Here is a 15,619-nt window from a genome sequence, read left to right as displayed (position 1 = left end):
AGGTATTTCGTTACCCCAACCTCAGCAACTAAGGCAGGCGCGGTGACGGGCCTCGTTAGCCAAAATAGCGGTCGTTTAATAGGCTTAACGGCATTAGCGATCAGCATGGCTGCTTGTAATACCATTCCAAAAGCGGATATGCGTCCTGTCCTTGCTGAGCCTAATATTCCTATCGGACAAACCTATGGGGCGTTCGATAAGGAAACCGTCAGTACGGCTGAGCAACCAAGCATTGCCAATCAACGCTGGCAGAACTTCTATAGCGACGAGCGTTTAAAAGGTCTGATTGCTTTAGGTCTTGAAAATAACAAAGACTTTGAAAGTGCGCGCTTAGCCATTGAAAAAGCACGTGCTCAATATCAAATTAGTGATATTCGCGACTTGCCAAGTATCGATGGTAGCGGTGGCTACAGTCGCTCAGCACAAAATAGCCGCGATAAAAACTCTAGTGGTGCTTATAGCGTAAATTTAGGTCTTGCCAATTATGAGCTCGACTTTTGGGGTAAGATCTCTAGTTTAAAAGACCAAGCGTTGCAGAATTTCTTAGCCACCACGGCTGCAAAAGACGCTACCCAAATTAGCTTAATTAGTAACATTGCCCAAAGCTATGCCAATTTAAGCTACAGTTTAGCGCAGTTGAAACTGGCGGAAGCAACGGTTGAGAGTCGTGAGAAATCACTGTTTATCGCTGATAAACGTTTTGAAGCCGGTATTGATCCTAAGTTGCCTTCATTACAGTCTAGTGCCTCACTTGAAAATGCGAGACTTGCCGTCTTACGTGCGCAAAGCAGTATTTTAAAATCACGTAATGCATTGCAGTTTTTGGTCGGTGGACCGATTCCAACCAATCTGATTCCAACCCCAGCTGTCAGTAATATCACTAGCCAAAAGATATTTAGTGCTGGCTTGCCTAGTGAGTTGCTGCGCTATCGCCCAGATGTGTTGCAAGCGGAATACAACCTAAAAGCCGCTGGTGCTAATATCGAAGTAGCACGCGCGTCTTATTATCCTTCTATAAGCCTCGCAAGTAGCATTGGCGTCAGTAGTGGTAGTTTGGACGACTTATTCAAAAGTGGTGCCGTTGGCTGGTCATTTGGTCCAAGCATTAGCGTGCCTATCTTTGATGCAGGTCGCTTAGATGCCAACTACGATGTCGCTAAAATTGAACGTGAACAGACACTTGCTGGCTATGAGCGCTCAATTCAAACCGCTTTCCGCGAGGTCTCTGATGTCTTGGCAACGCGTGCTACCTTAGGCGAGCAGCTCGAAGCCCAATACCGTTTGCAAGACAACTTTGAACAAACGTATCAGATTGCAGATGCGCGCTTTAAAGCGGGTATTGCTAACTATCTAGACGTTCTTGATGCACAGCGTTCACTGTTCTCAACGCAGCAAGGTATTTTAGATTTAGAGCTACAAAAAATCGTTAGCCAAGTCGAGCTTTACCAAGCGCTTGGTGGTGGTGCCAACCTAGATGTGCCAACAGTGATTCCTACGCCGCAACATAGAAACTTAGTGCAAGTGGCTAACGTAGGTGGCAATAAAGCAAAAGCGGTCAATGCTATCGATGCCGCTAGCTCAGCGCGTGTTGCTTCTGTCCAAGAAGCTCAAGCGATTAAGCAAGCGCAACCAGTAGAAAAAGCCACCTTTAAACCTACTGCTGTGGTTGACGTCAATAATGACGGTAAAACCGATGCTGCTGTAGGCATCTTAACTGAAGAGGCTACTCTGAAAGAAACCAGCGTTGAGCAAGTACCTGTCACGCAGATTGTTGAACCTTAAGTGATCAAAGCGCTATAATCTCGTGAAGGTGCTTTATCCTCACGTTGATAGTCGATAAGTACAAAAAGCCCTACCGACTTGGTAGGGCTTTTTGCTTTCGTCAGCTACTATTGGTTATAGTAGTCGTATTATATTAATACCAAAACAAAAGTTGTTGATACTAAAAAAAGGAAGCATTATGACTTATACTTTTAACCGCCAATTCCCTGAAACTCGCCTGCGTCGTCTGCGTTATAACGACAATGTACGCGCCATGATTCGTGAAGTTGAGCTGCATCCTAAGCACTTTATCGCGCCCGTTTTTGTGTTAGAAGGTAGTAACCAACGCCAATCAATCGCGAGTATGCCGGGCGTTGAGCGCTTATCGATTGACCTGCTCATTAAACATGCCAAAGAGTTATTAGCAGAAGGTGTCACAACTATCGACATCTTCCCAGTGATTGATAACTCACTAAAAACGCCTGACGGTAAATCGGCTTATGACGAAAATGGCTTGAGCGCACGCGCGGTCAAAGCTGTCAAAGATGCTATTCCAGAGATGGTGGTGATGACTGATGTGGCATTAGATCCTTATACCTCACACGGTCAAGACGGCTTACTCGATGACAGTGGCTATGTCGTTAACGATGCAACGGTTGAAGTACTGGTCAAGCAGGCATTGGTACACGCCCGCGCCGGTGCCGACATCATCTCCCCTAGCGACATGATGGATGGTCGTATCAAAGCCATGCGAGATGCATTTGAGGCAGAAGGTTTTGTCAATACCGCTATCATGGCCTACTCGGCAAAATATGCCTCTGCTTATTACGGGCCATTCCGTGATGCGGTCGGTAGTGCTGGCAACTTAAAAGGTGGTCATAAGAAGCAGTATCAGATGGACTTTGGTAACCGTGCTGAAGCGCTACATGAAGTGGCCATGGACATCAATGAAGGCGCTGATATGGTCATGATTAAACCCGGTCAACCCTACTTAGATTTGATTAGAGAAGTTAAAAATACCTTTGGGGTACCGACCTTTGCCTATCAAGTGTCTGGCGAATATGCCATGCATATGGCGGCTATTCAAAACGGTTGGCTAACAGATGCGGTGATTTTAGAATCATTGATTGGCTTCCGCCGTGCTGGTGCAGATGGTATTTTGACTTATTTTGCTCTAGAAGCAGCAAGACAGTTGAATAATGCTTAATTTTAGCTAATTTATGTTTTTGCTTATTCATATTGTGGCTTATACTGCAAACCTATCACGCCAGCTGCTATGAATCAGCTGTCGTGATTTTTTTATATTGTAATAAGTAAATCTATAAACGCTTGCGGTCATGCGGTTCATTAAAGTCAATAACCGGACCAACAGGCACAATACGAGTGGGATTAATATTGGCATGGCTGATGTAATAATGCGCTTTAATATGATCCATATTTATCGTGTCTTTAACGACCGGTACTTGATATAAGTCACGTAGATAACCCCAAAGATTCGGATAGTCAACGATACGACGTATATTACATTTAAAGTGTCCGACATAAACCGCATCAAAGCGCACTAAAGTCGTAAATAAACGCCAATCCGCCTCAGTTATCGTGCTATCTATTAGGTAACGTTGGTCTGCCAAACGCGCCTCAAGCGTATCTAACGCATCGAATAGTTTGACTACCGCTTCTTTATACGCCGCTTCCGTAGTGGCAAAACCAGCTTTATAAACTCCGTTATTGACCGCATCATAAACAAATGCATTGATCGCATCGATTTCTGCTATGGATTCTGCAGGTAAAAAACCACCTACTGCTGCTCCAACCTTATCAAAAGCTGAGTTAAACATCCGAATAATCTCAGAGGATTCATTGCTGACGATGCTATTGGTTTTTTTATCCCATAATATTGGTACTGTCACCCGTCCTGTATAGTCTGATTTGGCTGCAGTATAAACCTCATATAGATAACTCGCATTTACAATAGGATCAGCAATAACGCCTGCACCCTCTGCAAACGTCCAACCTTTATCACCCATAAATGGATGAACCACAGATATCGAAATGATGTCTTCCAAGCCTTTTAACTTGCGGTAAATCATGGTGCGGTGTGCCCAAGGACACGCCAAAGATACATATAAATGATAACGGTCGGCTTCTGCTTTGAAGCCGCCATGACCGGAGGGACCTGCCCTACCATCTGCTGTTACCCAGTTCCTAAAACCTGCATCTTCACGCTCAAAGCGTCCACCGCTCGATTCTGTATCATACCATTTATCCTGCCATTGCCCGTCGACCAATAGACCCATATCACCCTCCTCAATATTTTATTTTGATATAGTTTTTGCGAAGCACGAATACTATGAAATTATTATCGCAATACCCACTCTATTTTTAGAATTATGATAGCAGTTATATATTACTTAGCCATTAGGCTTTGTTGTTTTACTGACAATAAAACATAAACAAATTTTACTTACTATTTAGCAAAACTACACAAAAAATATTCCATATCACTCGATATCAAGATTAACACTCAATATAATAATAATAAGTTAATATTGTTATAGAAAAGACTTGCAAAGTCCTCAGAATTTGCTAAAATGCTCAACCTAAATAGGCGTATAGCTCAGTTGGTTAGAGCGCTACCTTGACATGGTAGAGGTCAGCAGTTCGAGTCTGCTTATGCCTACCAAATATTTAGAAAGCCCTAGTCTAACGACTGGGGCTTTTTTTGTCCGTAAAATATGGGCTGTAGCGGAAAATCTTTAATTGAAGAATGAGCTGGTATATCACCAAGACTACAAAACAAGATTCAAAGCCATCAACGACATCACTCAATACATTGAGCTTGAATACAATGAGAAGCGATTAGCAAAGTACTGCCTTGTAGCGACGCAAGACAAGAGCTGTGCTCGCAGTGGCACTAAGATTCAAAAGGGTTTAGGCTATAAAACGCCAAGGCAGATGTAGTTTGATTATTATCGTCTGGCTGCGTAAATAAAATCTCCCAAGTTAATGTCTACGGATTTGACAACATAGGTCATTGAATACGCTGGGTTATAAACCGCTGAAGTTGCTCAAGAGTAATCAATGGCTTTATACTTACTGATACTTAATGCTATGCAAAATTAGCGTTACTGAGCTTAAAATAGCCACTTAACGTATTTAAGATTCTCAATATCTATGAGCGAGCTAGTCAGCCATTAGCTCACTATGCTTTCTAATGCTGCTCTGTCTTCTATGACAAACTGCTCTACCAAAGCAGCAAGTGCAGGATAAATATCTGTTTTTACGTTGATTTTTTGACAGTATTTAGTGAACTGCGGTAGCCAATTGAGTAAAGCACTATCAAGAAAGTCGATTTGTTCTTGTGCCGTGTTGACCATATCAAGCTGTTGCTCAATACTTTTATTAATCCATAAGCTCATAACGATAAAATATACACTTAAATGGTCATTTGGCTCACGAAACTCAGGATGTAAGCTTAGCTGCTGGCTATCAAGAAAACGCATCATATGCGCCGCAGGTTTGCCATAAAGATGTTTATCACTGCTCAGATAATAAGAAGCGTAAGGCGGTGCACTATCATCACCACTCAGTAAAAAAATCTGCGCAAAATCTGCGGCAAGCTCAATGGCACGATGCTCTTTAGGGAATTGCTGCAAATTATCAATGGCGACTTTCACGCGATTACTGTATTGCTCAAGTCCGAGACTAACAAATACCTCGTGAATACTATCGTAAGCTTGATTCTGTTGCCACTCATCTAAGGTCGTTGAGGTAAGCTCACGCGCGAAAACATCTGCAAACCAACGATAAAGTGCAGAACGTGCCGGATTAGCAGCTTGCCATTCTTCATTAATATTGATTTTATCTTCAGTTATGTTCATTTTAAATCCAATTTAAGCTGTCTTTTATGTGTTATTGGTGGCTACTTTTATTAAGTAACACATTTATTAAGTAACACATTTATTAAATAGCGGTTTTATTTTTATTAAATACTGGCATTGAGTACTACATTAGAACAGATCGTCTATATAAATAAATGCCTTTGTAAATCACACATGCTATTTACGTCGCATACGGCTTACAAAGGCATTTTTTATCACTTACTGTCCTAAATGATATTAACCCATTTGGGATGATACAGCAGAGCTACCATCTGGATTGACATACTTTGGACCACCGAACGAAGTCACTGCTGGTGCTTTACCAACGAATTTCTCCATCTCGACGATACAAGTATTGGCACTAGGCGCTTGTGCAAGACTTGAGGTACCGATATCAATGGTTAACGTATTAGGGTCACCATAGGTATCTAGCGCACCGATTTCAGGGCCAGTAGGTCCATACCATGCACCCTCTTGGATACGAATGATACCCGGTGGAAAGTTATCAGAGATAACTGCACCAGCCAATAACTGACCACGATCATTAAAGACACGCACAATGTCACCATCTTTGATACCACGAGCTTTTGCATCCTCAGGACCCATGTAACAAGGCTCACGACCTTGTACCGTATAGGTTGCACGGCGCTCTTCAGACTCACAAGTTTGTGAGTGCAGACGGGTATCTGGATGCACTGATTGTAGCCATAGTGGATGCTTATCTGAACCAGGACCACCATGTGAGCGCTCAATTTTCTCCATCCAGGTAGGATGGCCTTTACAGTCATCATAACCATAACTGGCAATTTTGCGGCTACTTATCTCAATAAAGCCTGATGGTGTGCCAAGGGCGTTGACTTCAGGATCTTCAAGGAAATCAGCATGTCTTGTCCAGTTTTTACCCTCTGGGAATAGCACGTAGCCTTTTTTCCAGAATTCAGCAAATTCAGGCATGAAAAATTCTTTTTTCAAGTTATCAGCACGGCACTCTTCGTAGATTTGCTCGATCCACTGCATCTCATTCATATTACGGCTATATTCGATTTCACGATTCATGCGCTTAGTTAATTCATACCAAATATCAAAGTCTGATTTAGAATGATAAAGCGGGTCAATCAGCTTGTGCATGGCAATAACGCCACGGTTACTATAGGTACCGTAAGCATCAATATCATTACGCTCATAAGGCGTACATGCTGGCAGTACAATGTCAGCAAAACGACAGGTTGCCGTCCAGTTATAGTCGACCGCAACGACTGTCTCAACTTTGCGGTACGCCTCTTTCATACGGTTGCGCTGCTGATGGCGATGCCATTGGTTACAGCCTGAAAAAATACCCATTTTATAAGGCGGAAGGGTAACTTTGTGACCATTAAAGTCAATCACTTTACCCGGCTCAAGTAAGCAATCAATAGCGCGAGCAACTGGTATAACAGAGCTATACCCATTAAAGTCTTCGTTATCGTGCTTAGGCTTACGACCAGTATCAAGATTTAGCGGGAACGCACCCGGCATAGAAGCACCTGAAGCTGGTACACCCGATGAGCTATAGTGATGCGAATAACTAATGCCCCCACCCGGCTGACCAAACTGACCAAGCATAGCAGCGATAATCGCTCCCATCCAATAAGGTTGCTCACCATGCTGTTGACGCTGAATCGCCCAGCCGAAAATAAGCTGGGTACGATTCTTCGCCATTTTGCGGGTAAGCTCACGGATACGGTCCGCTTTGATACCACAAATCTTTTCTGCCCACTCTGGGGTTCTCTCGATTTTATCTTCAGTTTTACCCATCACATAAGGAATAAACGCTTCGAAGCCGAGAGTATAGACATCAATGAATTTTTCATCATAAAGCTTTTCGGTATATAGCGTATGCGCAATAGCCAGCATAAACGCCACATCAGTATGTGGGTTAACATATTGATGATCACACTCTAGGTAGTTCTGGGTTTTACTTTTGACCGGATCAATACAGATGACCTCAATCTCTTTATTTCGAACTTTAGTACGTAATTGCTCTAAGTACTCATAAGATTCGTGCGTTTCTGTATTCCAGCCAACTTGTAAGTTTTTGACAGGGTCATTCGCCCACATAACGATGACTTTTGAATTTTCTAAAATCAACGGCCATGATGTACCCTGTGAATACACCTCAGTCGAACCTAACACGTAAGGCATAATGACTTGACCAGCACCGGTTGAATAATCCCCTGCTGTACCAACACTCCGTCCATGCATCGCCACGGCGCGTAGCATATGGTTACCACAACTGTGGATCTGTCCTACTGACCGCCAGCCAACGTTAGCCGTATGCAACGCCCAAGGACCGTAATCTTTTTGGATACGCTCAAGCTCTTCATAGACCATGTCTAGAGCAGCATCCCAGCCGACGCGTACGAAACGGTTATCACCGCGCTGTGTCGTGTCACTTTTATGACGGTTTTTATACCAATCAACCCGAATCATAGGATAACGTACCCGTGATGGGCTATAAATAATGCCAGGCACACCCTGCAAAATATCGGTCGGGAACTGATCAAACTCAAAAGGTTGCACTTCAACGAGCTTGTCACCCTGAACATTGGCACGGAAGGCACCCCAGTGTGCACCGGACATTTTCCAGCCACTCAAATCAGGTTTTTTCCCAGTCTTACTAGTAACGATACTGTTATCGGCAAGTAGTGATGTCGGTAACAACGCGGTACCCGTTAAAGCAGCTAGTGACTTGAGAAAGTGTCTGCGATTGATGTTTTTCATAAGTTATCTCTCTAATTGTTTTCTCTAGTTACGGTCTAGCACCTTGGAACGTGTTTTCAGGCGACCCACTACCTTGAGGGTTCTTTCTAAAATCTGATGAATGCAGTTGTAGATATTTTAAGACCATAGCTGCACTATCATTGTCTAAGTTAGTGAACCCTACCATGCCACTAAATAAGCCTGGCCATTGGTTGGCATCGTGTCCACTTGGGTCTGGTTGACGGTGACAAGTACTACAGCTATCACTATACGTCTGGCTAGCAATGTCCCAAGCTGGCTCGATACTCTCCATGAGGCCTCCTTCGGCAACCCAGAACTGAGCCTTCACTTTTTGCCATTCAAGACCAGTCAGCGGATCTTCTTTAGCTTCGCCTGCTGTGATGAGACTCTTATCACTAGCTAAGTCTTTTTCGATAATGGCATCAGGAATATTTAAACCAAAGTTGGTATACCATACACGACCGAAGCCTTTGTTTTTGCGCCACATATCGAGCTCAATTTGTACCCCACCATCTTTGTGCGCCAACACTTTAACAGGTGCAGCAATTTCTATACTACCTGCTTTAGTCTTTCTATCATCTGAGGTATATAAATCTTGCGGTACAATGTTGTAATAGTTTTGACCATCTTTAATTTTGGTACTTCTGGCTTCAGACAATAGCGAATCAAATGCTGGATTGTGCATACCTTCAGTATTTGGTAACTCGTGCGCAATCCCTTTGTGGCAATCAAGACAGCTGGCATCACGTTCAGCCGCGCTACGCATAATCATTTGTGAGGTGACGCGCATTTTATCAAAATCCATGCTGTCGTAATCATGGCAAGTGCGACACTCTTTAGAATCGTTGGCTTTAAAACGGCCCCACTCACGTTGCGCTAATACCACACGATGATCAAGAAATTTTTCTCGAGTACCAATATCACCCATCAACTGTGACAGTACCTCACGTGAGGCTTGCATTTTACGCGCAACTTTCGCCGTAAAGTCATGGGGTACGTGACAATCTGAACACTCTGCCCTAACGCCAGTACGGTTTTTGAAATGTACGGTTTTCTTGAGCTCGGGTAGCATGTTGTCACCCATCGTATGACAAGAAGTACAGAACTCTTCGGTATTTGTTGCTTGCATGCCAGCATTAAACCCTGCCCAGAACCAAACTCCACCCGCAAAGCCGATGATGATAAGTATTCCAAGTCCGATCTTTGCGGAAGGTTTAAACAGAAGACGACGCAGCCAGTTAAATAGATTTTTGATTGCACTCATGATTGCTTTCATGATGATTCCTTACTGTATTTCATAGCCATTTGAATTTCATACAATTTGGGCGGTTATTTGTCCATTTTTTGCGTGAAAATATTAGAGATTAGCGATTGGACAATATCAGCTACTGACGGGACGCTAGTTAACAGGTTAAGAAGGTGGTCCCCAGAACCACATTTGACCGAACCAAATGATGAAACCATAAGCACAAATGAATAACAGCGCTATAAATGGTAAGGCAATAAAAGCCATGACTAAGGCACTGAGCCATTCGCGTCTGACTGGTTGCTGCTGGTTTTTTAGTTGCTGTTCAGGTTGCATAGTTCACCTCTAAATATATTCACGCTGGCTAACAAGTAGTAAAACAGTAATATTTAAAGCTTTTATTTCAAATAAGAATGCTAAATAAACGATTTCTTGTATTTTTATCTCTGTTTTGAATGGTCGTTATATTTTTATTGTTTAGTTTATTTTAAGTTGGATATTGTTTAGTTTAGATTTTATAAAACGCTAAATAACTTAATACCTTACTAACTGTAATGATAACATGGATACTTAATATTCTGTAACTAATCTGCAACATTACATCCTAAAACTTATGAATTGAGTGCTCATTTAAGTAGCGTAAAACAAGCCGCATAAGGCAGGATGAGATCTATGGCTATACGCTATTGAAACTGCTCATTTTTATAAAGAAACGCCCCGAAATTATCGAGGCGCTTCTGATCTAGGCTTTTATACTAACTACTCTCTAATTAATGAATAGCTCTGTCGTTAAAATCTTGTTATTAAAACTCATATAACATTGAACATTGAACCTTGAACATTTTTCATCTAACACTTCCGACTAACATTTAAGGCACCTGCTGATTGATTTCAATATTTACTTGTTGCTGGTCACTTTTTAGCACGACTGGATTAGAGGATAAATCACCAGATACGGAAATAGCATTACCAGAATGGCTAATGCGCGCGGTCACAACCAGCTGCTCACCTGATGCGCGTGCAGGTTGTAGCGTTCTATCAGCCATCATTGCGTCTAGATTGCTTAGGCTTAAACTGATATTGCCCTGCTTTAAACTGCTAATCGGTATTCGTTTTGCCGCATAGGGAGGCCCACCTTCAGCGGCGCGAATAGCAACAAATAATACATCGTCAGCGGTTATTAACGGTAGTAATTTAGCATTCACAGTGACAGATATATCTACACCTTCAGTAGCTTGCGCCTGTTGCCTGACAATATCGACCGTTAACTCATCCAAGCCAGTAAGCGCATGCCTATCATCGCTCGGATTTTTTTCCATACGCTGACGTATTTTAGCTATCCAGCCTTGTGCCTGCTCATAGTTACCTGCTTTCGCCTCGCCCCTTGCCATTAACATCTGTGCTGACTCATTATCAGGATCACCTTTCAGGATGTCCTCCAAGACTCGGCGAGTCTCGATATCAAGACTACCTCCATTCGCTAAAAAGCTTAACTGTGCATACTCTGCTGCAATATTTTTATCATCAGGGGACAGTCTATAAGCTCTCGAAAGTGCTTCTAAAGCCGATTCTGGCTCTTCAAAAGATAAGAATATTTCCGACAATACCATCCAACGGTAAGAATCATCAGCATTACGATGGACATTGGTCTGAATGGTCGAGAAAAGTCCTGCACCATCTTCAAAAGCCCACTCTGGTAGCACGTCAATCTTACCGGAAAGCAGCTCCTCTGACACGTCACCCACTCTATCCTGCGCGCGCCATAAGTCAAACACATCACTACGATCGCTGAAAAGCACATAAGCACATATCGCCAATACTGGCACACAGACTATCAGTGCCAACTGTCCTTTTAGACTAGGCAACTGCATAGGCGTTGCGATTTGTTCAGCATCTAATAACTGGCGCTCAAGTTCTATTTTTTGAGCGATATATTGAACATCATCTATAGTACCTATTGCTTTATCAGCAGCAAGCTCACGCAACCTGGACTTGTATACATCGACATTGAGATCAATGAGCCGATTGTCTACAGGATCAGGCGCATCTCTGCTTGAGCGCAACCACGGTACGATGACTATCAATGCGGCTAATAGCGCAACCAATAGGCTAAAAATAATGAATATGACAAGAGTAGAAAACACAGTCATAAGGAATCTCCTTTATCGCGTGTTTGCCCATTAGATTTGGGTTTCGTCGTTTTAAGATTAGAGGGCTTAGTCTCAGTCTCAGTCTCAGTCTCAGTTAGGTTAACTTCGTCTATCGTTGCCTCTGTCGTTGTCTTACCTGATTCTTCCCGACTTGCTAACAGCCTATCTAACGCTGCTTGCTCTTTAACTGTTAGTGAACTACTTATATCTGTATTCGGCATAATAGGGCGTTTATTAGGAGCTTTACTACGAGTATGATTGCGCCAAAACCAGCCGCCCAGTATTAAGATTAATAATAGTGGTGGAAAGAACCAAAGTATCCATGTAGATGGACGTACTGGTGGACTATAACTAATAAAATCGCCATAGCGCTCTTGCATATACTGACGAATCTCAGCGTCCGAGCGACCATCTTTTACCATATCATAAGTTTTTTGCTTTAAATCTTGGGCGATAGGTGCATCAGAACCTGCCAGATTTTGATTTTGGCATTTCGGGCAACGAAACTCATCAATTAGGCCGCGGTACTGCGCTTCTTGCCGTTTTGAATCAAAGTCGTAAACTTCGATAGCCGCATGGCTCAGGTTTGTCGCTCCTATTAATAAGGTAAAAAGCACAAAAACTGGGATTAATATTAGTCTGTAAAATAATGAGTTGTTAGCGTTCATTGGCACACCTCTTCAACTTGGGTAGATGCTATCTTTTCACCAGTAGCCTCTTGTTGTAGAAGTTTTAAACAAGGATTAATCCGACTTTGCCAATTTTCTTCGTTTACTTCACCAACGATATGCTGACGAATAATGCCCTTGCTATCGACAACGAAAGTCTCAGGGGCACCAGTCAAACCTAAATCCAAGGCGAACTGACCAGAATAGTCTTGCACAGACATCAAATACGGATCGCCAAGCTCATTAAGGTAATTAAGCGCATCACCAATCTCGTCTTTATAGTTCACACCGACCGTATGGACACCACGCTTCTTTAATTCTAAAAAGAAAGGATGCTCATACACACAAGTCGGACACCATGAACCCCAAATATTGATTAAATAAGGAGATGTTGGCATTTGTGAGTCTGTCACCATGAGACTGGTATCAGACAATAGTGGCAACTCAAAAGTTGGTACTGGACGCTCGAGTGCTGTATTGGTCACGATCTCCGTCGGCTTACCCAGTCTAAAAAAAAGCATAATAATGAAACCAATAAACACGATAAGCGGAATCAAAAACCACAGTTTAAGTTGTTTACTTTCCATAACCTTAGCGCTCCTCTACTGATTGAGTAACTGAACTATTGACTGATTTGACCTCAGACTTTATGTACTCAGCCTTTATATCTATAGGCCTGTCTTCATAGATACCATAGTCAAGATCATCTTCTAGAATTTTGGAACGCTTCCTAGGTTTGATGCGATAACGAGGATCTAACATCGATATCACTACACCAAGTACCATTATAATAGAACCCAGCCAAATCCAACGGATAAGTGGTTTGACATAGATGCGGATTGCCCACTGATTACTGTCTTCAGCGATAGGTTCACCTAACGCGACATACAGATCTCGGCTTAGCCGGTCATCAATTGCAGCTTCGGTCATCGGCATCATACTCACCACGTAAGTACGTTTTTGTGGCCGCAATGTTGTAACCGATTGACCATCTTTACTGACGAAGACTTCGGCTTCGGTCGCATCATAGTTACTGCCTTTGACCTCTGTAAAACCTTTAACCTCAAAATCATAACCTTGAACATGAACACTGTCGCCGACACCCATAGCCACATCAGTTTCAATACTCATACTAGAGGTAAATGCCACACCTATCGCGGCGATTAATACGCCTACGTGGGCGGTCTGCATGCCCCAATAACTACTTTTCAGACGTTTAATACCAGCCAGTCGAGTTTTAGCATTTTTGGTCTTATCTTTAATATCGACGAACATCCATGCCAATACCCATAGACTCAACGCGACAGTCACCGCGATATTAAACATTGCTACTGGATAGACGAAATAGCTGATAATTGCACCCAAAACGGCACTGCTAATACCGATAATCAATGCCGGTCCAAGTAAAGGTCGACTGTCCTTCTTCCAACGAATATTCGAGCCCATGCCCATCGCGAGCATTACTAACCACGTTAGCGGTACAAATAAAGCATTAAAATAAGGCGCGCCAACGGAGACTTGCCCTAAATTAAAGGCATCAGCAATGATAGGATACAAGGTACCAAGCAGGACGACTAAAGTCGCTATTAAGATAATAGCGTTATTGATGACTAAAAAAGACTCACGAGAGATCGCACGATATTGACTTTCAACAGTCAACTGCCAGCCACGCAGGGCAAACATAATTAATCCACCGCCGATGACTATCGCTAAAATAACTAAAATAACGAGGCCTCGGGTTGGATCAGCTGCAAATGAATGCACAGAAGTAATAACGCCAGAACGCACAAGGAAGGTACCTAGCAAACTCAGTGCAAAGGTAAAGATGGCCAGCATAATGGTCCATGCCTTAAAGACGCCGCGCTTCTCAGTGACAGCCAATGAATGTAATAATGCCGTACCCGCTAGCCATGGCATCAAAGAAGCATTCTCCACTGGATCCCAAAACCACCAGCCACCCCAGCCAAGCTCATAATAAGCCCACCAAGAGCCCAGAGCGATGCCTAGCGTTAAAAACCCCCAAGCCGCTTGAGTCCAAGGCCGCGACCAGCGTGCCCATACTGCATCCAGCCTCCCTGCCCACAATGCCGCCATACAAAAAGCAAAAGGCACGACCATGCCAACATAACCCATATATAGCATTGGCGGGTGAATGATTAAGCCAGGATCTTGTAGTACTGGATTTAGATCTACACCATCGACCATTAGATAAGGCAAGGTGCGATTAAACGGCGATGAGGTGAAAATAAGCATCGCTAACATCATCGTCTGCACGCCAGCCATAATAACCAACACCCGCGCACGCATAGATAATGGCAAACCGCGACTGAATAAGGAGACTAATGCTGCCCAAGTCGCCAGAATAGTCATCCATAACAATAACGAGCCTTCGTGACCACCCCAAGTCGCTGATACTCGGTAATACCACGGTAGCAAGCTATTAGAGTGCTGGGTCACATATTCTAGACTGAAGTCATTGTAATAAAATCCTGCCATCAATCCCACGAATGACAGCATCATCATAGAAAACTGTGCCCAAGCTAGACTCGGCGCTAACCGTTGCATAGCAGCATTGTGTTTTAAAATACCCCATGTAGGTAATATCACTTGCAATATGGCGAGCACAAAGGCTACCAGCAAAGCAAAATATCCCAGCTCTGTGATTAGCATATATCTGACCTTATTTGATCGGCTTCGGTCATCATTAAGAGTGACCTAAAATTTAAAGTAGACTGATTGAAGTAGAGCTTAAAACCATTCTAACATTAATGATTTATTTTTGATATTTACGTCTCAACTCTTAGCCAAATTTATGCCGGTTTATCGAGACTAATAATGACTTCAAGCCAGCATTTATGCGGAATGTTTGCATGTAAGCATCTTCTTATGAAGCAGTAGGTTAAGACTTCAGAGTGCGTTAAGTGCGGAAGCCTAATCAATAAATCATCATTTACGCTATTACTTTATTTATTTTAGGTAATCAGCGCTTACTTATATTCAACCAACCATAAGACATGGCTCATTGACAGGTAGTTACGAATTTTTAACATAATTGTGCTGTAACTAATAAGGTAGCTACCCTTAATTGTTAGTATAGTTATATGATATTAATTAAACTTTATTGATTAGCATTTTATCTAACGGCATAACTTT

General features: G+C 42.7%; 11 protein-coding genes, 1 tRNA gene and 1 pseudogene. 4 read left to right on the top strand and 9 right to left on the bottom strand.

From position 1 onward, the window contains the following. Both CAN34_RS00265 and hemB read left to right on the top strand, forming a co-directional pair. A partial coding sequence (locus CAN34_RS00265) for an efflux transporter outer membrane subunit (protein ID WP_121509208.1) occupies window positions 1-1,782 on the top strand: 1,782 nt, incomplete at its 5' end. 178 nt (window positions 1,783-1,960) lie between these two features. Next, window positions 1,961-2,968, top strand: coding sequence for a porphobilinogen synthase (gene hemB, locus CAN34_RS00260; RefSeq protein ID WP_079692289.1), 1,008 nt, complete (start codon window positions 1,961-1,963; stop codon window positions 2,966-2,968). 112 nt (window positions 2,969-3,080) lie between these two features. Here hemB and CAN34_RS00255 read toward each other — a convergent pair whose 3' ends face one another. After that, window positions 3,081-4,058 carry a glutathione S-transferase family protein gene (locus CAN34_RS00255; protein ID WP_089553942.1) on the bottom strand — a complete coding sequence of 326 codons (978 nt, stop codon included), beginning with the start codon at window positions 4,056-4,058 and terminating at the stop codon, window positions 3,081-3,083. A gap of 309 nt (window positions 4,059-4,367) precedes the next feature. On the opposite strand from CAN34_RS00255, the gene CAN34_RS00250 reads away from it, so the two are divergent. Together CAN34_RS00250 and CAN34_RS00245 are read left to right on the top strand one after the other, a co-directional pair. Next, window positions 4,368-4,444: transfer RNA gene (locus tag CAN34_RS00250), tRNA-Val, on the top strand. A 77-nt stretch (window positions 4,445-4,521) separates the two neighbouring features. Beyond that, a pseudogene (locus CAN34_RS00245) lies at window positions 4,522-4,722 on the top strand (IS3 family transposase); the annotation flags it as partial. A gap of 233 nt (window positions 4,723-4,955) precedes the next feature. Here CAN34_RS00245 and torD read toward each other — a convergent pair. From torD to CAN34_RS00210, 8 genes are all read right to left on the bottom strand, one after another. Next, complete coding sequence (gene torD, locus CAN34_RS00240; protein ID WP_254423028.1) at window positions 4,956-5,642, bottom strand: molecular chaperone TorD; 687 nt, start codon at window positions 5,640-5,642, stop codon at window positions 4,956-4,958. 237 nt (window positions 5,643-5,879) lie between these two features. Next, complete coding sequence (gene torA / locus CAN34_RS00235) at window positions 5,880-8,402, bottom strand: trimethylamine-N-oxide reductase TorA (protein WP_089553941.1); 2,523 nt, start codon at window positions 8,400-8,402, stop codon at window positions 5,880-5,882. 28 nt (window positions 8,403-8,430) lie between these two features. Continuing rightward, on the bottom strand, window positions 8,431-9,678 hold the full coding sequence (torC, locus tag CAN34_RS00230) for a pentaheme c-type cytochrome TorC (protein WP_254423027.1): 1,248 nt from the start codon (window positions 9,676-9,678) through the stop codon (window positions 8,431-8,433). Between the two features lie 135 nt (window positions 9,679-9,813). Continuing rightward, entirely contained in the window at window positions 9,814-9,984 is a 171-nt protein-coding gene (locus CAN34_RS14020) for a periplasmic nitrate reductase, NapE protein (protein WP_121509207.1), read from the bottom strand. A 533-nt stretch (window positions 9,985-10,517) separates the two neighbouring features. Further along, window positions 10,518-11,798 (bottom strand): c-type cytochrome biogenesis protein CcmI, encoded by a 1,281-nt coding sequence (ccmI, locus tag CAN34_RS00225; RefSeq protein ID WP_089553940.1) that lies wholly within the window; start codon window positions 11,796-11,798, stop codon window positions 10,518-10,520. Further along, window positions 11,795-12,466 (bottom strand): cytochrome c-type biogenesis protein, encoded by a 672-nt coding sequence (locus CAN34_RS00220; RefSeq protein ID WP_089553939.1) that lies wholly within the window; start codon window positions 12,464-12,466, stop codon window positions 11,795-11,797. The genes ccmI and CAN34_RS00220 overlap by 4 nt, the downstream gene beginning before the upstream one ends. Further along, window positions 12,463-13,053 carry a DsbE family thiol:disulfide interchange protein gene (locus CAN34_RS00215; protein ID WP_089553938.1) on the bottom strand — a complete coding sequence of 197 codons (591 nt, stop codon included), beginning with the start codon at window positions 13,051-13,053 and terminating at the stop codon, window positions 12,463-12,465. The genes CAN34_RS00220 and CAN34_RS00215 overlap by 4 nt, the downstream gene beginning before the upstream one ends. 4 nt (window positions 13,054-13,057) lie before the next feature. Next, on the bottom strand, window positions 13,058-15,136 hold the full coding sequence (locus tag CAN34_RS00210) for a heme lyase CcmF/NrfE family subunit (RefSeq protein WP_089553937.1): 2,079 nt from the start codon (window positions 15,134-15,136) through the stop codon (window positions 13,058-13,060). Between the last annotated feature and the right edge of the window lie 483 nt (window positions 15,137-15,619).

The sequence above is a fragment of the Psychrobacter sp. DAB_AL32B genome, assembly GCF_002224105.1.
In the GTDB taxonomy this organism is placed as follows: Bacteria; Pseudomonadota; Gammaproteobacteria; order Pseudomonadales; family Moraxellaceae; genus Psychrobacter.
This window is presented reverse-complemented; position numbering and strand designations above follow the sequence as displayed.

Bases quoted from the DNA above. Each gene is read 5' to 3' on its own strand.
- hemB (WP_079692289.1), top strand. From the start codon at position 1,961: ATGACTTATACTTTTAACCGCCAATTCCCTGAAACTCGCCTGCGTCGT.
- CAN34_RS00255 (WP_089553942.1), bottom strand. From the start codon at position 4,058: ATGGGTCTATTGGTCGACGGGCAATGGCAGGATAAATGGTATGATACA.
- torD (WP_254423028.1), bottom strand. From the start codon at position 5,642: ATGAACATAACTGAAGATAAAATCAATATTAATGAAGAATGGCAAGCT.
- torA (WP_089553941.1), bottom strand. From the start codon at position 8,402: ATGAAAAACATCAATCGCAGACACTTTCTCAAGTCACTAGCTGCTTTA.
- torC (WP_254423027.1), bottom strand. From the start codon at position 9,678: ATGAAAGCAATCATGAGTGCAATCAAAAATCTATTTAACTGGCTGCGT.
- CAN34_RS14020 (WP_121509207.1), bottom strand. From the start codon at position 9,984: ATGCAACCTGAACAGCAACTAAAAAACCAGCAGCAACCAGTCAGACGC.
- ccmI (WP_089553940.1), bottom strand. From the start codon at position 11,798: ATGACTGTGTTTTCTACTCTTGTCATATTCATTATTTTTAGCCTATTG.
- CAN34_RS00220 (WP_089553939.1), bottom strand. From the start codon at position 12,466: ATGAACGCTAACAACTCATTATTTTACAGACTAATATTAATCCCAGTT.
- CAN34_RS00215 (WP_089553938.1), bottom strand. From the start codon at position 13,053: ATGGAAAGTAAACAACTTAAACTGTGGTTTTTGATTCCGCTTATCGTG.
- CAN34_RS00210 (WP_089553937.1), bottom strand. From the start codon at position 15,136: ATGCTAATCACAGAGCTGGGATATTTTGCTTTGCTGGTAGCCTTTGTG.